Below are 19348 nucleotides of genomic sequence, written 5' to 3'. Positions count from 1 at the left end.
TAAGAAATAATTATTGAAAACGGGTTAAAAATAACTTTGAATTTTAATCTGTTGATTATTAATTTATTAGATGTGCTAAATTTAAATTTCGTAACTTGTCAGACTTTTTATAAAAATTTTAATATATGACAAATTCTAGAGCAAGAGAAACCACTGAGGCAATTGAAAGATTATACATTTCTATGAGACACCTGTTTTATAGAGGTTTTTTCAAGCCAAGCGGAGTTTCCGGAGAAAGCATTAGAAGTTTGTTGAAAACGATCAATCCCGAAATTTACGGTACCATGAGCGTTCCAAGCAAATTGGAACTTGATGGTTTGATGTATGTTTTAGACAGACTTCCGGAAGGAATTGAAGAATGCGCTTTCATTCATCTTACATCAGACGAAGGTTTTGATAAAGGGAGCTTCGAGCCGATCGTTCCTAAAAAGAGAAGAAGAAACTGTTACCGTATCGACGAACATCAGATGAACATTGAGGTTCTTTTGGGACGTTCAGAAATCTATGATATCCTTACCCACTTAACGTTCTTATTTATAGAAGCCGATAAAATCCGTAATCTCGCATTTATCCAGGATGAAAACTGGAAGCCGACACGTGCTTTCAAAATCATTGAAGAAGTGGTAAAAGGCGAGAAAAAATTCAGCAGAAGAGAAAAAGAAGTCGCACTGATTCATCTTTCTTCTTTAATAGGAAGAACTTTCGATGAAACCTTAAATGCTTACAATACTTTCGGCGATGACGAAAATCCGGACAGATTATTCAAAATCATTTACCATTTAGGAAAGGTGAGTCTGGAAGATGCCAAACAAAGCCGTGAGCGCGAGATTTATTTCAGTGCTATTTTAAAAGAAAGAGTTGGGCATCATTATTTCGGTGAAAAATGGGCTCACAAAGTGAAAGAAGTTTTATTTGAAAACAATCTTCACATGCGTCCGTTGCACATTATTTCTGCGAATATGCATTCGGTGAAAAATATGCTGTACAGTAATGATGCTTTAAAGAAAAAAGATCCGAAAGATGTTGATTACAAACTTTACGGAGAAATTTCAGATAAAAAAGATCTTCGCGACAAAGTTTCAAAATATGCGTTGGAAGAAGGTTTAGTTTACATCAACGACAAGAGCGGAAGTAATATCGATGTTCAGATTATTGATTTAAGCAAAACCAATCTTAAAAATACCCCATTCGGTCACTTGAAATATGATGGTGACGATGTGATCATGGTTTTCGATTATGCTTTTGGCGAACAGGCCTTTGAAGTAATGGATGAATTGCTGAGACCCTTCGAACAAAAAGGAGAGGTGTATATGATGAAGGTAAAATCTGTTTCTATCATGGGGAAAGCGGGAATTCTCGCGGGTGGAAAAGGCGATATTATGATTCCAACCTCTCATATTTTTGAAGGAACAGCCGATAATTATCCTTTTGAAAATGCTTTGAAATTGGATGATTTTCAGGATGATGAATTGAAAGCTTTCGAAGGTCCGATGATTACCGTTTTAGGAACTTCGCTTCAAAACAGAGATATTCTTCAGTATTTTATGAATACTTCATGGAAGGCCATCGGGCTTGAAATGGAAGGTGCACATTACCAGAAGGCGATTCAGGTGGCATCGAAAATCAGACATCATATTGCGCCGGATCTGTTTGTAAGTTATGCTTACTATGCTTCAGATAATCCTTTGGAAACTGGAGCTACATTGTCTTCAGGTGGATTAGGACTGACCGGTGTAAAACCGACGTATCTGATTACTTTAAGAATCCTGGAAAAGATTTTACAAAGCGGAAAGAAAGAAATTTCTTCAAAAAAATAAGTCTGGTTACTCGGAATACAATCCTTCAAGGTTTTAGAAACCTTGAAGGATTTTTTTGGTTTTAATCGTTACGAACCTTGGCAAGGTTGATGAATAAATGATCTAGTTTCATTTGTGAATTCGTGGCATTGCGTCTTGGTTATTTAAAAAAAGAATCTGTGAAAATCTGTGCAATCCGTGGGGAACTAAAAAATATTTATCTTTAAAAAAACAAAACAATGAGCACACCCTCACAGTTAGCCAAAAGATTCCGTGAAGTTGTATTGGATGGAAAATGGATTGCCAATACCAATTTTAAAGATCAGCTTTCAGATGTAACCTGGCATCACGCAAACACGAAAATTGCTGATTTGAACACCATTGCCATGCTCACATTTCACATCGATTATTATATTGCTGGAATTCTCAATGTTTTCGAAGGTGGCAATCTGGAAATCAGAGATCAGTTCAGCTTTGATCTTCCTCCGATTGAATCTCAGCAGCAATGGGAATCTCTTTTAAATAAACTGTGGAATGATTCTGAAAAGTTCGCAACATTATTGGAACAGATGCCAGATTCTAAATTAAATGAAGTCTTTGTCGATGAAAAATACGGAACGTATTTAAGAAATATTGACGGAATGATTGAACATGCTTATTATCATTTGGGACAGATTACTTTGATTAAGAAAATGATTCATTTCAATACAAACAATACTGATGCTTTTCACTGATCGATACGTCTGCCTTTGAGGTTTTATTTTTTTAAACACAAATGACATAATTTTTTTTCACCAATAATACTAATGATTTGTATTTGAAAGTTCAGTCAAAAAAAATTATCATAATTAATTTCCCCATCCATAAAGGGTGTAATTTTGATGAGTTTTGAGAAATTTTCCCTCTTAGGGTTATTGGGAAAAAAATTCTAGAAAGATTAATGGGTTCACACAGATTAACAAAGATTCTTATACGTAATCATCTGTGAGAATCTGTTTAATTTGCGGGAAATAAAAATCCCCAATTCTACAACACAAAATTTAACCTCATCATTATTAAACAATCAAAACATACAATCGAGCCTGAATATCACATTTGAGCCTCTTTCAAAATTTACTTACCTTTAAAAAAAATAAATTTTCAATGAAAAAATCGTTTGCAATACTCTTTGCTTTGATCATTTCGCAGTTGCAGGCGCAGCAGAACGCTTATTATCAGCAGGCTGCCCAATACAAAATGGATATTGATGTCAATGCAGAAAAATTTACCTACGAAGGAAATCAAACTTTAAACTATTCCAATAATTCGCCAGACGAACTCAATGTTGTGTATTTCCATTTGTACTGGAATGCTTTTAAACCCAATTCAATGATGGATCAGCGAGTGGGCGGACAGGGAAAAAACGGGGATTCGAGATTGCAGAAAGACGGAGTTTCAAGACTAGCATCGATTCCTAAGGATCAGGAAGGTGCACAAAATATCCACTGGATTAAACAAAACGGAAAGAATCTGAAGTTTGAAATTCAGGAAACGGTGATGAAGGTTTATTTAAATGAATCTTTAAAACCCAATTCCAAAACCACTTTCACCATGGAGTGGGATGCTGTAATTCCTCAGCAGATCAGACGCAGCGGAAGAAATAATCGTGAAGGCGTTGATATGACAATGACACAATGGTACCCGAAAATTGCTGAGTACGATTATGATGGCTGGGCAACTTTTGATTATGTGGGAAGAGAATTTCATGCACCTTTTGCAGATTTTGATGTGACGATTAAAATCAATAAAGATTATGTAGTAGGAGCGGGCGGAACACTTTTGAATCCTACAGAAGTGAAAGGGTATGATGCATCCGCAAATATTAAAGCTGATAAAAATAAGGCTACCTGGAAGTGGACTGCCAAAAATATGCTAGACTTTGCTTGGGCTGCAGATAAAGATTATTCCGTTGAAAGTTTTGATGTTCCGCAAGGGCCGAAGGTATTTTTTGTCTATCAGAAAAATGATAAAACCAAGGTTTGGGGTGAAGCACAGTCTTACGTGACCAAATATTTCCAGATTATGAATTCCAGATTCGGAAAATATGCCTATCCTTCTTACGCTTTCATCCAAGGTGGTGACGGTGGGATGGAATATGGGATGTGTACGATGATTTTAGGTGAAGCAAAAAATATTGAAGATTTAATGGGGTTAATGGTTCATGAAGGTTCTCACTCATGGTATCAGCAGATGCTGGCAACCAACGAACCTTTAAGACCGTGGATGGACGAAGGTTTTACAAGTTATGCCGAAAGCATCGTGATGCATCAGTTGTTTCCGCCAAAAGATGAGCGACCAAATCCTTTTGTAGATAAAATCAATGCATACAGAAGTATTGTACAGAGAGGAATCGAAGAGCCTGCAGTGTGGTTGGGCGATCATCATGACAACGGTACAGCGTACAGTTTTGCAAGTTATGTGAAAGGAGAATTGTATCTGGTGCAGCTAGGCTACATTGTTGGTGAACAGAATTTAGAAAAAATAATGAAAGAATATTTTGATCAGTGGGCGATGAAACATCCTACCGACAGAGATTTCCTTCACATTGCACAGAAAGTTTCGGGTATGGATCTGAAGTGGTTTCATCATTACTGGATCAACACGACAAAAACCATCGACTACGGAATTAAAGATGTGAAGTACGATGCAAAATCTACAACGATCACTCTGCTGAACAACAGTCAGGTTCCTATGCCTATCGACTTTAGCGTGATGACTACAGATAAAAAGATTATCACCTATTACATCCCAATGAATATGACCCATACCTGGAAGGAGAAAGATGGCTACGGTGATTTTAAGACAGAAAAATACTGGCCATGGACGCAGAAAGAATATTCGCTGACGATTCCGTATACCAAATCTCAACTGTCATTGCTAGGCATAGATTTCAGCCAGAGAATGGCAGATGTAAATCCTGAAAACAATTTTGTTGAAGTGAAATAGTTTGGTTTAAATCAATAAATAACCCCCGAAGAGTTTTCTTTGGGGATTTTGTTTTGTATCAATGCAAACTGCATTTGGTTTAAAACAGGTTTGCGGAAGACTTCCTGCGGATGCATTTTGTTTCCCACAAGTTGTGGGAGACTTCATGCGGATGGATTTGGTTTAAAACGGATGGATTTGATTTTTAACTAAATTTTAAAAACCACTACTTTAGTAAAATTGGAGGATTACGGAACCACGCTTAAATATCCTTCATCAGATAGTATAAGCTGATAGTGACAAGTTTCGGAAGAGTTGCCATTGCGGTCAATTGTATCATAAGAATGAAACACTTTAACATTGAAAATAGAATCAGATACTTTTTTTGTTTCTACATTCTCACCACCATAACCGGAGTTGTAATTAGAATGAGCTGAAAACATTGAGGTTATTTTATTGTCTACCTGATTGATGATATATAAAGATGAGTTCTGTCCAATATGAAGACCAAATACCAGGTACTGTTTAATATTGTTATTCTGAACAAATCCTAGAACGTAGAGTGGAATCTCTCCTTTACGGTCAGGAATTTGAAAAAACTCACTTTCCGGGACAAATACTATTTGATCCTTTTTAATTTTTTCAAAATTATCACCGCTATCAAGATAAAAATTGAACGATTGCTCATCGATTTCCTTAAGATTTGGGATGTCTTTTAGCTGCTTTAATGTGTTGCGGTCACTTGTATAATTATAATAAATTGAATAATCGGCGCAGCTTGAAGTTGTTGCCATTTTTGTATGGTTGCAGCTGAGATTGATGAGAGGAAGGAGAAGTATGGTGAAAGAATATTTCATAGTTTATTAAAGAATTAGTAGACCTTCAGAGATATATTTCAAGATTTAAAAAAAACCTTAATAATTATATGTGCAATTTTAATCTATTCTTATAGATTAAAATAAGTAAAAATTAGTTTTTATTTCAATTGTTTGATTTACTTTTGGCAATCTAAAGACGAATTAATAATGATAAATGGAAGGATTGATACAGTAGTAATCCCCCTAAGTAGAATCAAAATGACACTCCTGTTTTTGGGCGCAGTTTTATTTGTTGTTCTTGGGTTAATTTTAATAATATATGAACCGGAACCTACCAATCATTCAAACAGATATGCCTGGATAGTGAAGCCTTTTCCCCGTTTTCTGGCAGGTTTTGTTTGTGTTGTTTTTTTTGGTTTTGCAGCGATAACAATGTTATTTAGGTTGTCTAATAAAAAACCGGGACTAATTATTAACGAAAAAGGAATTAATGATAATTCCAGTGCTCTTGCATTAGGTTTTATACCTTGGAAAGACATTAAAGAAGTTAAAATGGTGAATGTTAATCAGAACAAATTTATTCTTGTCATAGTACAGAATCCAATAGATTATCTTAATAAAACAACTCAGTGGTTGAAACTTAGAGGACTTAAGTTAAATTTCAGATATTATGAAACGCCAATCTGTATTTCAGCAAATTCATTACAGATAAATTTTGATGATCTTTATAAATTGTTGGTTGACAATGCGAAGCAATTTAAGAATAATTAATACCCCCTCGCATAAGATTTGCCTTCCTCCAGATACTGCACCTTATCCCCATGTCCGGTTTTAAAAAGCGTCTTCACCGTAATTCTGTTCTTATCTGCCGTCGCACTCGAGATATATACATTAAAGTGGAGGTGTGGCCCGCTGCTCCAGCCGGTATTTCCGCTGTATGCGATAAATTGACCTTTTTTTATGCTGTCTCCGAGTTTTACCTGAACACCATTTTGCTCTAAATGATAGTATTGTGCAATCGTTCCATCATGATGCAATATAGAAACATAATTTCCGAAAGGGGCGCAGCTTCGGGTGGGGCAGCTTTTGTCGTTGTTCTGAACGATGTCAATCACCATGCCTTCTCTTGCTGCTAAAACTTCTGTGCCCTCTGGCATGATGAAATCTAAAGAATTTTCATTTTGATGAGAGAATGTTCCATTATAGCCCTGATGGATCCAGAATGCTTTTCCCTTTCCAAAAGGTAAGTCGTAGACATACTGAGTGTCATAATTTTTGAGGGTGATATCACCTATGTAGGATTGGTAGCCTGGCATCTTTTTGATTCCCCAGCCTTTCTTTTTATCATTTACCACAAAGTAAGTTACTTTCTGCTTTACCGTTTTAGCAGGAATAACCTGAGTGGTTTTGAACAGTTCAGGCTTTTTTAAATTATTAATCTCCGGCTGGCCGTTAAAAACTAATGAAACGGGATAAATCTCCTGGTTGTCGACATAAAATGTGATCGTGTCGCCTTTTCGCTCGTTGTACATTTTGACGTTTTTCTGAGCGAAGAGGATTGTGAAGTGGCTGATAAATATGAGAATAATAAATTTTTTCATTGGTGTTTTAAATCTAATAAATTGTTTTTACAATGATAAACCATTTTGTCAAATATTAAAAGGCTCTTTTTATGAAAATTGTTACATTTACCACCGAAAAGCTATTTAATGAATTCTATCGTAATCAATGTTGGAAACAGCAATATCAGATTTGGTCTTTTTGACGATGACAACTGTGATATCTCATGGGTGATCAATACCAAGCCGTACCGTACAGCAGATGAACTGCACGGTCAGATGCTGATTTTATATCAAACCTATAAAGTTGATCCTAAAAAAATAGAAAAAATCATTATTGGTTCTGTAGTTCCGCAACTGACCAGGGAAATTACCTCTGCGATAAGAAAAATTCACGGAATTGTTCCGATTATGGTAGACCGCACTACACCTTCAGGAGTTATTGCCAAGTCGAAGCAAATGGGAACGGATATTTACGCCAACCTAGTTGCTGCGCATAATATGTATCCCGACAGAAAGAAGATTGTACTTGATTTCGGAACCGCGCTTACGGCAAGTTGTGTTGCAGAAAATGGTGAAACATTGGGCGTTATTATCGCTCCGGGAATCGTAACTTCATTAAATTCTTTAATTAGCCAAACCGCTCAGCTCCCCGAAATTGAACTTGTGAAACCAAAATCTGTTTTAGGTTTAGACACTATCAGCTGTATGCAAAGCGGTATGGTCTATGGTTTCCTCGGCATGGTGGAAGGCTTTATCGACCGTATCAATGATGAGGTAAATGACGACTGTTTTGTTATCGCAACGGGCGGGGTTTCTCACGTGTACAAGCCACTCACAGACAAAATACATATTGCAGACCGACTGCACACGCTAAAAGGGCTTTACTTTTTGGGTAAAAATTTGTAATTGAGGCTCAGGATAAGGCTAATATAGATGTCAACAGCCTTACCTGAATCTATCTTTTCGATTTGAAAAACTCTTTTACAATAGAAGAGCATTCATTCTCCATAATTCCGGTGACGATTTCTGTTTTTGGATGAAGTGTTAAATTTTTATTGATAAAACCGCGCTGTTCGTCTCTTGCACCAATCACCACTTTTGAAATCTGTGACCACGCAAGGGCTCCCGAACACATCACGCAAGGTTCTAAGGTCACGTACAAAGTGCAGTTAATCAGATATTTTCCGCCTAAAAAATTGGCAGCAGAAGTGATGGCCTGCATTTCGGCGTGAGCGGTAACGTCGTTTAAAGTTTCGGTAAGATTATGAGCTCTTGCAATCACTCGATTGTTAGAAACCACCACGCATCCTATCGGAACCTCATCTTTTTCGAAGGCAATCTCGGCTTCCTGAAAAGCCATTTTCATAAAATATTCGTCGGTAAACATAAAAATAAAAGCTTAGTGCAAAACTAAGCTTTTAAGTATGTATTTTTTAAAATTTAGAATCGATATCCTATACCGCCCATAATTTTTCCGGTGACAGGCCCAATATCATATTTGTCGAAATCACCGAATCTCCTGGCAATACCTCCGCTGGCTTCTATTACCAAACGGTCTTTAATTACCCATTTTCCTCCGACTCCAAAACCAATTCCTACAGTTGTTGAATTTTTCTTAGCACTGTTGATGTAATAGTAACTGTTGGTGAAATCGTCATACTGATAACTGTAGTATGCATCATTCTGTAATGTTACCGGAACAAAACCTTCGAAGAAAAATCCTGAAGCATATTTTTTTCCCATATAATATCTGAAATAAGGAGAGAACTGCTTGAAGTCATCCACTTCATCGCTTAAAGTGATCATTGCATTAACCCCGATCCCCATATCTTTATTGATTAATCTTTCGTAGCTAACATTGACCATAGGAACAGCAATTAATAAAATAGGATCAAGAAGGATATCATTTTTTCGTTCGGAGTCGCTTTCATGATTAGAACTAAGTTCTTGTGCGTGTAAAGAAAAAACGGTGATGCAAACCGTTAAGATGGTAAAGAGTTTTTTCATTGAATTTTTTTCTCAAAAGTAATATTAATAATGAGACGACCAAGAAAAAATCAATCATTCAAGATTTAAAGTTAGAGGAAGTCTGAAGCGGTATCTCACCGGATCGCCATTGATCACTGCGGGAGAAAATTTTCCCGAAAGAGAATATAAAGCGATTTCTGCCTGGCGGTTAAAAGTGAAGTTATCACCTTCTGCTCGTACGTTGGTGATTTTACCGTTTTTTTCTACTACAAAAGCTACATTGGTTTTTACAGGATTAATCTCTGAAAATACGGCTTCACTGTAAAAAAGATTGGCAACTTCCTTTCTCAACGCATTAATGCCACCGGGGTAGTCTGCAGTTTTGTCTGTAAAAGGAAAAATTTCGCTGTGATCAGCAGTAGGATTTATTTTTTTTTCTAAATTCAAATTATCCAGATCTTCGGTATTTCTCACTTTAAGCAAGGCACCCACCAATGCCGTATTCTCGATGCTGTCCATCTTTTTCATGAAGAATAAGAAATCCTGCTTGATGGAAGTTTTAATGACGTTATTGGTTTCTGCATCAAATTTCTTCTTAAACTCATTATTCAGCATACTTCTGTGCTGGTTGTAATAATTTTTCACCTGTTTAAATTCTTCCGTCTGCTGCGAAAAACAAAAGGTAGAAATGAAAAAGAAAAGAAAGAGAAACTGTGATTTCAATCGTAGATATTTATGTAAATGTAATCAAAAAATGAATATACAGACTTACAATTCTTTCGAATAATTGCTCAACGAAGCTTGCAAATGAGCTCTGATCTCATCAACTAAGGTTTTAGGTTCTAAAAGGGTAACTTCTTTTCCATATGAGAGAATCTCCTGCATAAAGTCATAAGTAGGGTGGAGGAAGAACTCAAAATAAATCTCTTCCTGAGTTTCTCTGGTTTCTTTCTGAGACTGATGCAGCGCAAAACTTCTAATATATTCGCCTTGATGCCGGCTGCATTTCAGGACGATTTTCTGTGGTTTCTGTTCGGTTAAATTCATTACCCCGAAAGCATTTTTAAAATGTTCCCGGAAACTGAATTTGTATTTCTCTCTGAATTTATTTTTGGTCACATCCAGATAATTGATCCTGTCTAAACCGAATGATTTTAAGGTTTTGTCTTTGGTGTCAATGGCAATCAAATACCAGCGGTCTTTAGATTCTTTCAGCGCCAGAGGATGTACTTTACGTGAGGTCATCAGTTTGTTTTTGTAATTGTAATGCTCAAAAGTCACGACTCTTTTATTGCGGATGGCAAAGAAGAGGTCATAAAAATGCTCTACACCAGTGGGTTTTCTGCTTTCAAAAAAAATAAAATCTGCAAAGTCGGGATGTACATTTAATGCATTGCTTACCTGAAAAGATTCTAATAATTTTTGGTTGTATTCATCGACTTCCATCATCGGTCGACTTTCGATATAATAACGGTTGTCACCTTTCTTTTTATTGTGAATTGAAAGATTAAAAAGATTTGAAATCTCACGGATATCCCTTTGCAAAGTACGGATCGAGTAGCTTTTTATATCTGCATCCTGAAATTCAAAAGAGTTGAGAAGATAGTCTTCCAACTGTGAATAGGTAGCAGGAGCAGTCTCTAATTTCTTGATGATCAGGGCATATCTTGTAAGGTAAAAATCTTTTTTCATCGGGCATTTTTATGTTGCAGCCTTGCTGCATTATATTTTAGTCGAATGGAGCGCAAGCGTTTCATTGCGTAATTTTGTTAAACAAATATATGAGCTTAATACGACAAACAATGTCGTGTTTTAAATTTATCATTAAAAAACCGCTCTTATGATGAGCGGTTAATTATAATCAATTAAGCTTATATTGATTTATTATAAGCAAAAAACCTTATATTTTATTTCTGATTAATTTATGGACAATCTGATTTAAAACTTCCCTGTTATCATCAATATAACTCAATCCGGCCTGTATCAGGTTTTCAATATTTGATCTTCTTACATTATCCATTGCTGGGGAAGCGTTTTTCAGAGAGGGATTAATTCTGTAATAATTCTTCTGATTTCTCTGCCCCAAAGTCTGAAACATCTGACATAGCTGATAATCTACGGTTTCAGCATTTGCAGACATCAGAATATCAATAATCGGAGACACCCAACCCAGTTTTCCTGCTTTCTGAAGTTTTTTGAACGAATAACTTTTAGATTCAATTCCGGTTCCTATAGAAACGATGATCATATCATTTACCGTCGGATGATTGGCTTTCTGATGGTTTTTCAGCACTTCCGCAAAAGGGATTTTTCTAGCTTCCGCATATGCACACAATGCAGGATTATTGGCGTACATTCCGCCGTCAATAAGACTGAAAACCTGTCCGTACATCGATTTAATCTGTACCGGACTGAAATATGTGGGCGCAGCAGAAGTAGCCCGACAAATATCTCTTACATAAAAATTATCAGTACTCAAAACTGCATTCCAAGAGTTGAACAATTTTGCTCTGCGGTTCTCTATGTCATAGCTGGTAATTAAACAAGGTTTTATAAATTCTTTTAATTCTAGATTTCCGAAAAAGTCGATAAGGTTTTTCTCTAAAACACTCTGAGATATTTTTTCGTTAAACAAACCATATGGATTGATCAGTCTTTCCCAAAATGATACCTGAAAGATGCTTTCTCCTTTTTCTGCGTAGAGTTCTAAACCTTTCTGTATTGAGTGTTTTGCTTTTCTGTTTTCGTCAGGACACAAAATGATCGATGCGATCAAAGCGCCTGTGCTGCTGCCTGCAACCAGATCAAAATAGTCTCCCAGTTTTGCGTTGGGATGGTCATGATGCTGTAGTTGCTCCTCTATGTAACGTAAAATAATACAGGTAATAATTCCTCTTATTCCGCCACCGTCTAAAGAAAGTAAGGTTACTTTTTTCATTGCTTTTTTGGTGATTTTCATTAAAGCAAATGTAGGCTTGGGAAGCGACAGAAGTTGTCGTATTATAATTCAGATTTAAATATATTTTTTTATTTTAAATGCTTGATGCACTATTTTTTCCAGGTTTCAATATCGTTATTTTCATTGGTTGATTGGGTAAATACTTGTCAGATTTCTTACTGTTAAAAATCAAATCTGTTTAATTATTAGTCTTTATCAAAATTATTTAAACATCTTATTTTCCAGGTTTTTAATATCCTTCCTCAATTCCAAAAACAAATCTTTCACATGATAATTCTGAGGATAATCTGCTTCAAATTCTTCAGGGAAAATGCCTGATGCATACTGCCAGATTTCAACAATGTTTTTCAGATCAATATCATATGGATCATAAAATTCATTGTCGGCACTTACGGTGATTAAATTTTCTTTTTTAGCTTTAAATCTTTTATAGGTAATTCCATCATCCAGCGTGATAAAAATGTAGCTTTTGTTTGGTTTTAAATCCTCAATATTCTCAACATACTTTCCAATAATGTAAGAACCATCTTTGAACGGAGGCATAGAATCTCCCTGCGCCGGAAACGCCCGGTATTTTCCGTTGGTAAGAAATGGTAATGAGATCCGCTGTAAATTTTCGATATATTCAGGATCGCTGTAGCCGGACAGATAACCCATCGATGCTTTCTGTGGAATAATTTCAATGCTGTTGTTTCCCGACTGATCGACGATGATGGGCAGCACAATTCTGTTGTCCGGAAGTTGCAGAATTTCGTCTAAGGGATATTTTTTAATGTCAACAGTAAGAAGAAGATCAATACTGATATGAAAGTGTTTGGATATATTAATCAATACATCATATGAGGGCTCAGAGCGACCATTTTCATATTTTGAATACCGATCCCGACTGAGATTAAGCTTATCGGCAAAACCTTGTTGGGATAAATCTTTCTTAACCCTTAAAAACCTGATATTATCTGAAAAAATTGACATTGGGACAAATTGTATCAGCAAATATAATAATTTTGGGACAAATAGTATCTAATTTTGTAAAATGAAACGTGCAATTGTTCATATGGATATGGATACTTTTTTTGTGTCTTGTGAAAGGTTACAAAATAGAGAACTCAAAGGAATTCCTCTCATTATCGGTGGGGGAGACCGTGGGGTTGTGGCGTCATGTTCCTACGAAGCACGAAAATTTGGAGTTCGTTCCGCGATGCCTATCAGAATGGCTTTAAAACTTTGCCCAGAAGCAAAAGTGGTTAAAGGTGATTATGAATTGTATTCCAAGTTATCTCATCTGGTAACGGAAGTCATTCAGGAAAGAGTTCCTATAGTGGAAAAGGCGAGTATCGATGAATTCTATCTGGATCTCTCCGGAATGGACAAGTTTTTTGGATGTTATCAATGGACAAAAGAAATTTCTGCCGCCGTGACCAAAGAAACAGGTTTGCCGATAAGTTTTGCGCTGTCAACCAACAAAACCGTTTCAAAAATCGGAACCGGAGAATCAAAACCTGAGGGAAAAAAGCAAATCATAGAATCAGAAATTCAACCATTTTTAAATCCGCTGTCGGTAAAGAAAATTCCAATGGTGGGTGACAAAACGTTTCAGCTTTTATCGAGAATCGGCATCAGAACCATACAGACTTTATCGGAAGTTCCTGTCTTGGTTTTACAGCAGATGATCGGTGTCAACGGAAAAGAATTGTGGAAAAAAGCCAATGGGATCGACGAAAACCCGGTTGTTCCTTATTCCGAAAGAAAATCTATTTCCACAGAGAGAACGTTCAGCACCGATACAATGGATCTTTTGGAACTGAAAAGACTAATTTCAGGCATGGCAGAAAAGTTAGCCTATCAATTAAGACAGGAAAAATGGCTGACTTCCACCATTGTTATTAAGATCCGCTATGCCAATTTTGATACCGAAACCAAACAGCATAAAGTAGCCTACACTTCCGCCGATCACACCTTATCGAGAATTGCGCTGGAACTTTTTAATAAAGTATATACAAGAAGAATGCGCCTCAGACTCGTAGGTTTGCGCTTCACAGACTTGGTACACGGAAATCATCAGATGAATCTGTTTGAAGATACCGAGGAGCAGATGAATCTTTATCAGACCATGGATTATCTTAAAAACCGTTTCGGAGCAGATGCCGTTGGCAGAGCTTCAGGATTTGATTTCGGAAAATAATTTTAAAAACTTCATACAATGTTTCTCAACTGCCATTCTTTTCACAGCCTCCGTTACGGAACTTTATCGGTTACAGAACTGGTGAGACAAGCTGAGGAATTGGGGATTAAAGAATTGGTTTTGACGGATATCAATACAGTTACGGCCATTTATGATTTCAAAAAAGCCTGTGATAATCATGGAATTAAACCCATTGCCGGAATTGAGGTAAGAAAAGGAAATAAATTACTATACATCGCTATTGCTAAAGAATTCAGCGGAATAGGAGAGGTGAATAAAATACTTACCGCTCATAACTGTGATGGCGTTGAACTTTCTGAGGCAGCACCGGAATTCAAGCAGGTTTTCGTTATTTATCCATTAACTAATATCCCGGAAAATTTAAAAGAAAATGAATTTATAGGAATCCGTGAAGAGGAATTGAATTTATTGATTCGTTCTGAATTTAAAGATAAAATTCATAAAATGGTCGTATTGCAACCCATCACTTTCAGTACAAAAAAAGAATATAATCTTCATAGAATTCTGAGAGCTATTGAGCAAAATACCTTATTGTCTAAGCTTTCTGAAGAAGATACCTGCAGCAAATCAGAATATTTCAGGTCTGAAATGAGTTTGATGAAATCATTCGAGCTTTATCCTGAAATTATTAAAAATACCAAAAAAATTCTCGCTGAATGCAGCTTTGAATTCACCTACAAAGAACCTCGGAGCACAGAAAATAAAAACAGGAAAAACTATCTAAAGACGCAGGAAAAAGATATAGAGCTGTTGACTAAGCTTGCCTATGAAGGATTAAAAAAACGATATGGTTCAAACGATGAGGTGGCCCGAAAAAGAGTTGAAAAAGAGCTTAAAGTGATTGGTGAACTTAAATTTTGCGCTTACTTTCTGATCACTTGGGATATTATTCAATACAGTAATCATATGGGATTTATGCACGTGGGACGAGGAAGTGGAGCCAACTCGATCGTAAGTTACTGTCTTGGAATTACAGATATTTGTCCGATAGAACTCGATCTTTATTTTGAGCGGTTTTTGAACCTGAACCGAACTTCACCACCCGATTTTGACATCGACTGGAGCTGGCAAAACAGAGATACCATCCTCAAATATATTTTTGATAAATATGGAAAAGAACACGTAGCTTTTTGCGGAACCAACGTAGAATTCAAATACCGATCGATCTTCCGTGAGGTGGGAAAAGCATTTGGCCTGCCGAAAGAAGAACTGGATATTCTCGCCACAAAATCAGTGAACGAGCATCACTCGGATAAAATTGTAAAACTGGTGTATGAATACGGAAAGTTATTGGAAAAATATCCCAATCAGCGAAGCATGCACGCCTGCGGAATTTTGATTTCTGAAGAACCGATCACTACATACACTGCGTTGGAAATGCCTCCGAAAGGTTTTCCTATTGCCCAATTTGATATGAATATAGCGGAAGACATCGGATTGGAAAAGTTTGATATTCTTTCTCAACGAGGCTTAGGAACCATCAATGATACCGTAGAGCTCATTAAAAAAAGCAAGGGAATTGATGTCGACATCAGAGATACTTCTATTTCTAAAGACGAAGCAGTCTGTAATCAATATTTGGCCATTGGAAAAACAATTGGTTGCTTTTATATTGAATCTCCGGCTATGCGTGGGCTTTTAAGACGTTTAAAATGTGAAGATTATAGAACTTTAGTCGCTGCTTCATCCATCATTCGGCCTGGTGTTGCCCAAAGTGGAATGATGCGGGAATATATTTTCCGTCATAATCATCCCGGTCAGTTCGAATACTTTCATCCGGTATTTGAGGAAAATTTGAAAGAAACCTACGGAATCATGGTCTATCAGGAAGATGTGATCAAAATTGCCCAATATTTTGGAGGGTTAAGTCATGCCGATGGTGATATTCTGAGACGTGCTATGAGCGGAAAGGAAAGATCTATTCAAAAATTGAATGAAGTGAAAGCTAATTTTTTTAAGTCTTGTATTGAAGACCAAGGACATTCAGAGCAAATGACTGCGGAAGCTTTCCGACAGATTCAGTCTTTCGCAGGATATTCATTCTGTAAAGCACACTCGGCATCATATGCTGTGGAAAGTTATCAGAGTTTATATTTAAAAGTTTATTATCCTTTGGAATTTATGGTCTCTGTAATCAATAATCAGGGAGGATTTTACCGTACCGAAGTTTATATTCATGAAGCGAAAATGTCGGGAGCGATCGTACAAAATCCCTGTGTGAATACTAGCGAATTTCAGACGGTTTTAAAAGGAAAAGAAATTTATCTGGGATTTATGGTTTTGCAGTCGCTCGAAACTAAAGTTGCTCAAATGATTTCTGAAGAGCGTGAGAACAACGGCTATTACAAATCTTTGGAAGACTTTATCAGACGCATTCCGATTGGCATTGAAACCATTCAGATCCTTATTTTTATTGGCGCTTTCAGATTTACCGGAAAACAGAAAAATGAACTGCTGATAGAAGCGAGATTGCTATTGATTAATTTTAAACCCGAAAACCGGAATTTAATGCTCATCGAAGAACCTGTGCAGGATTACAGACTTCCGGAACTCAAAAGAGAACGCTTCGAAGATGCTTTTGATGAGCTGGAGATCATAGGATTTCCCGTTTCCTGCAGTCCGTTTGATTTGTTGGAAACCAAATACCGCGGTTCTGTTTTCGTCAAGGATCTGTTGAAATTTCACAAAAGACAGGTGAAAATGCTGGCTTATCTTATTTCGAGAAAACACGTCCCGACCAAAAAAGGAACCATGTTTTTTGGAACATGGATCGATGTGAATGGAGACTATTTTGATACCGCGCATTTTCCGGATAGCCTGAAACAATATGATTTTCAGGGCGGCGGATGTTATCTTTTACTCGGAACGGTGGAAGTTGATTATCATTTTCCGACTATCACCATTCATAAAATGGCAAAAATGCCGATGATCCCCGATCCGCGATATGCTTATGACGAGCAGAAAAAATATGATGCACACCGATTGGTTCGTGAAGATGTAAGTATGACTTCGAGAAAACCCTACCCGCAGGCGCATGAAATTAACTTGCCGAGACAGAAATTCAATTGATGATACTTAAAAATTTAGTATAAAGTAAAGAAACATTTTAAAATCTGTAAAGATCCAACTTCTATCACCCAACCTTACGCTCCATCATTTCTTTTTTTCATACTTCCAGTTCCTGCCTTTTCTTTCAGAAATCCATTCCAAGGCCTGGTCAATCCTTTTATTTCTGGTAGTTTCGGTTTTAGCGTCGATGATCCAGTTGATGTATTCTTTTCTGAATGAAGGTGATGCTTTTTCAAAAACTTCAAGAGCTTTTTTGTTTTGGGTTAAAGCATTTTGAAAATATTCAGGAACTTCAATTTCAGTTTTTGAAGGAGTGGCTTTTTTCAATTTAACACCCATATCCGTCAGTTCTATGGCTTCGAGGGTAATTTTCTTCAGCTGGGGTCTTTTAGGAAGTTCTTCTATTTTGGTAATTTTCCCTAAGCTGAACATATTTGTTTTTTCGGCGTCGGTCTCCAGGTGTTTTATCGTCTGCATTTCACCATGCAGCCAAAATCCCATGCTGCAATATTGTTTAAAAGAAACCATCGAGCAGAGAATTTTTCCTTTGTACATAAATGTGGGGAACTTCCATTTGATGGCTTCCTCTATTTCGGGAGAACACTCGTGCACTACTTCTCTGATGAGGTTTAAAATAGGTTTTGCAAACTCGGGTGCTTTTTCAATATATTCATCTACTAAAGGATTGTGTTTTTCCATCATTTTAATTTTTAAAAATTGAAGCCGTAAGATTTTTGGTTTTTAAGCTTCAGGTAATCTGAATGTAGCAATTTGCTTCATTAGATGTTTTTAGATATTCTCTGTTTTTTCTTAAAATTTATAAATCTTATTGCGTAAAAATATTTTCAAACGAAGCTTAGTCTCAGCCCTAAGCAAAATGCTTCACTGTTTCATTCACCAAAAATTTCACCTGATCCGGTCTTCCACGGTCGGTTTTAGGTAAATTATTATAACTTCCTGTTCTCACAATCACCATTTTATGTTCAGGAATCATAATGATGTATTGTCCCTGAAGTCCGAGAAAATAATAATGTTTTATAGGGTTATCGTGGTTGATCCAAAAACCCATTCCGTAAATTTCATCAGACTTTTCAGTAGGAGTTCTCATTTGTTTAATAAAATCTAAATCTAAAATCTGCTTATCATCTACTTTTCCATCATCTATAAATAACTGTCCCAGCTTGGCAAAATCTCTTGAAGTGGCATGAATGCAGCAGTAAGTCTTCTCCATTCCGCTTTGATCGGTGCTCCAGATAGCATTCTGTTCCATGCCGAGAGGGGTCCAGAATTTTTCAGAGAGATAGCTCGATAGAGTCTTATTTACTGCCTTTTTTACTGCAAATCCTAAAAGTTGTGTCGAGCCGCTCTGGTACTCAAACCTCTCACCGGATTTTTCTTTAAACCTTCTTGTGAAAGTAGCATTAATGAGACTATTACCATAATAAGCTCTCGCATTGGGAAGAAAAGGATTTTTATAATCTTCACTCCAATCCATCCCGGATTCCATCTGAGCTAAATTTCTTAAAGTCAGATTCTCGGCAGAAGGTTTTGTTTTAAATTCATCAAAATAATCAGAAAATTTATCATCTATTTTTTTTATTTTGCCTTCTTCCAGAGCTTTTCCCAAAAGCATAACCGTTACCGCTTTCGCCATAGAAAAAGAATTGGTGAGTGAAATTTTATGGTAGCCTTTCCAGTACTGCTCGTGTAGCAATTTTCCATCTTTTATGACGAGAAAAGATGCTGTATTTGAATGAATCAAATCATCAACTATGTTTTTCGGTAAATCTTTTTTGTTGTACTCAGAATGTTTGTTCCACTTGACAGGTGTTGTGCTGTGAATGATATTTTTGGTGAAAAATTTCCCATCATCAATGTTTGCACTTGATTTCCCACGAAGATAAGTTTTGGAAATTCCACTGAACAGATAACCGTATCCGGAAAGGTAAATCAAAGCTGCCACAGCAACGATAAAAGCAATAAAATAAAATACAATTGTCATAATAAAC

Annotated in this window: 18 protein-coding genes; 7 read left to right on the top strand and 11 right to left on the bottom strand. The window is 36.6% G+C overall.

Annotated elements, in window-relative coordinates:
- Positions 1 to 125: 125 nt before the first annotated feature.
- The 3 genes from AR685_RS08175 (at position 126) to AR685_RS08165 (ending at position 4781) form a co-directional block, all read left to right on the top strand.
- A complete protein-coding gene (locus AR685_RS08175; RefSeq protein WP_059124264.1) occupies positions 126 to 1817 on the top strand; it encodes a DUF6909 family protein in 1692 nt (563 codons plus the stop codon).
- A 218-nt stretch (positions 1818 to 2035) separates the two neighbouring features.
- Complete coding sequence (locus AR685_RS08170) at positions 2036 to 2530, top strand: DUF1572 family protein (RefSeq protein ID WP_059124263.1); 495 nt, start codon at positions 2036 to 2038, stop codon at positions 2528 to 2530.
- Positions 2531 to 2939: 409 nt separating this feature from the next.
- The gene (locus tag AR685_RS08165; protein ID WP_059124262.1) at positions 2940 to 4781 is read left to right on the top strand and encodes a M1 family metallopeptidase; all 1842 of its coding nucleotides are present in this window, start codon (positions 2940 to 2942) and stop codon (positions 4779 to 4781) included.
- Positions 4782 to 4787: 6 nt separating this feature from the next.
- Here AR685_RS08165 and AR685_RS18255 read toward each other — a convergent pair whose 3' ends face one another.
- Both AR685_RS18255 and AR685_RS08160 read right to left on the bottom strand, forming a co-directional pair.
- A complete protein-coding gene (locus AR685_RS18255; protein ID WP_156122485.1) occupies positions 4788 to 4928 on the bottom strand; it encodes a hypothetical protein in 141 nt (46 codons plus the stop codon).
- A gap of 80 nt (positions 4929 to 5008) precedes the next feature.
- Complete coding sequence (locus AR685_RS08160; RefSeq protein ID WP_059124261.1) at positions 5009 to 5617, bottom strand: hypothetical protein; 609 nt, start codon at positions 5615 to 5617, stop codon at positions 5009 to 5011.
- Positions 5618 to 5836: 219 nt separating this feature from the next.
- On the opposite strand from AR685_RS08160, the gene AR685_RS08155 reads away from it, so the two are divergent.
- The gene (locus tag AR685_RS08155) at positions 5837 to 6349 is read left to right on the top strand and encodes an STM3941 family protein (protein ID WP_131777605.1); all 513 of its coding nucleotides are present in this window, start codon (positions 5837 to 5839) and stop codon (positions 6347 to 6349) included.
- Here the strand turns inward: AR685_RS08155 and AR685_RS08150 are convergent.
- On the bottom strand, positions 6346 to 7179 hold the full coding sequence (locus tag AR685_RS08150) for a M23 family metallopeptidase (protein ID WP_059124260.1): 834 nt from the start codon (positions 7177 to 7179) through the stop codon (positions 6346 to 6348). The two genes, AR685_RS08155 and AR685_RS08150, sit on opposite strands and share 4 nt — an antisense overlap.
- Before the next feature lie 108 nt (positions 7180 to 7287).
- On the opposite strand from AR685_RS08150, the gene AR685_RS08145 reads away from it, so the two are divergent.
- Entirely contained in the window at positions 7288 to 8046 is a 759-nt protein-coding gene (locus tag AR685_RS08145; RefSeq protein WP_047443195.1) for a type III pantothenate kinase, read from the top strand.
- A 49-nt stretch (positions 8047 to 8095) separates the two neighbouring features.
- Here the strand turns inward: AR685_RS08145 and AR685_RS08140 are convergent, their stop codons facing one another.
- From AR685_RS08140 to AR685_RS08115, 6 genes are all read right to left on the bottom strand, one after another.
- Positions 8096 to 8527, bottom strand: a complete 432-nt coding sequence (locus AR685_RS08140) for a nucleoside deaminase (protein WP_059124259.1) — start codon at positions 8525 to 8527, stop codon at positions 8096 to 8098.
- Between the two features lie 53 nt (positions 8528 to 8580).
- Positions 8581 to 9147, bottom strand: coding sequence for a DUF3575 domain-containing protein (locus tag AR685_RS08135; protein ID WP_047443193.1), 567 nt, complete (start codon positions 9145 to 9147; stop codon positions 8581 to 8583).
- A 54-nt stretch (positions 9148 to 9201) separates the two neighbouring features.
- On the bottom strand, positions 9202 to 9831 hold the full coding sequence (locus AR685_RS08130; RefSeq protein WP_228376412.1) for an energy transducer TonB: 630 nt from the start codon (positions 9829 to 9831) through the stop codon (positions 9202 to 9204).
- 45 nt (positions 9832 to 9876) lie between these two features.
- Positions 9877 to 10800, bottom strand: coding sequence for a helix-turn-helix transcriptional regulator (locus AR685_RS08125; RefSeq protein ID WP_059124258.1), 924 nt, complete (start codon positions 10798 to 10800; stop codon positions 9877 to 9879).
- 208 nt (positions 10801 to 11008) lie between these two features.
- Positions 11009 to 12046, bottom strand: coding sequence for a patatin-like phospholipase family protein (locus AR685_RS08120; protein WP_047443698.1), 1038 nt, complete (start codon positions 12044 to 12046; stop codon positions 11009 to 11011).
- Between the two features lie 222 nt (positions 12047 to 12268).
- Positions 12269 to 13039 carry an XRE family transcriptional regulator gene (locus AR685_RS08115; protein ID WP_059124257.1) on the bottom strand — a complete coding sequence of 257 codons (771 nt, stop codon included), beginning with the start codon at positions 13037 to 13039 and terminating at the stop codon, positions 12269 to 12271.
- 61 nt (positions 13040 to 13100) lie between these two features.
- Between AR685_RS08115 and dinB the strand changes: the two genes are divergently transcribed.
- Together dinB and AR685_RS08105 are read left to right on the top strand one after the other, a co-directional pair.
- On the top strand, positions 13101 to 14249 hold the full coding sequence (gene dinB, locus AR685_RS08110; RefSeq protein ID WP_059124256.1) for a DNA polymerase IV: 1149 nt from the start codon (positions 13101 to 13103) through the stop codon (positions 14247 to 14249).
- 18 nt (positions 14250 to 14267) lie between these two features.
- On the top strand, positions 14268 to 17339 hold the full coding sequence (locus AR685_RS08105) for a DNA polymerase III subunit alpha (protein ID WP_059124255.1): 3072 nt from the start codon (positions 14268 to 14270) through the stop codon (positions 17337 to 17339).
- A gap of 84 nt (positions 17340 to 17423) precedes the next feature.
- On the opposite strand, the gene AR685_RS08100 is transcribed toward AR685_RS08105, so the two are convergent.
- Complete coding sequence (locus tag AR685_RS08100) at positions 17424 to 18041, bottom strand: YdeI/OmpD-associated family protein (protein WP_228376411.1); 618 nt, start codon at positions 18039 to 18041, stop codon at positions 17424 to 17426.
- A 166-nt stretch (positions 18042 to 18207) separates the two neighbouring features.
- Entirely contained in the window at positions 18208 to 19341 is a 1134-nt protein-coding gene (locus AR685_RS08095) for a serine hydrolase domain-containing protein (RefSeq protein ID WP_059124254.1), read from the bottom strand.
- Between the last annotated feature and the right edge of the window lie 7 nt (positions 19342 to 19348).

The organism is Chryseobacterium sp. JAH, assembly GCF_001507335.1.
GTDB lineage: Bacteria > Bacteroidota > Bacteroidia > Flavobacteriales > Weeksellaceae > Chryseobacterium.
The sequence above is the reverse complement of the archived record's forward strand: the minus strand, read 5'-3'. Positions and strand labels throughout refer to the sequence as shown.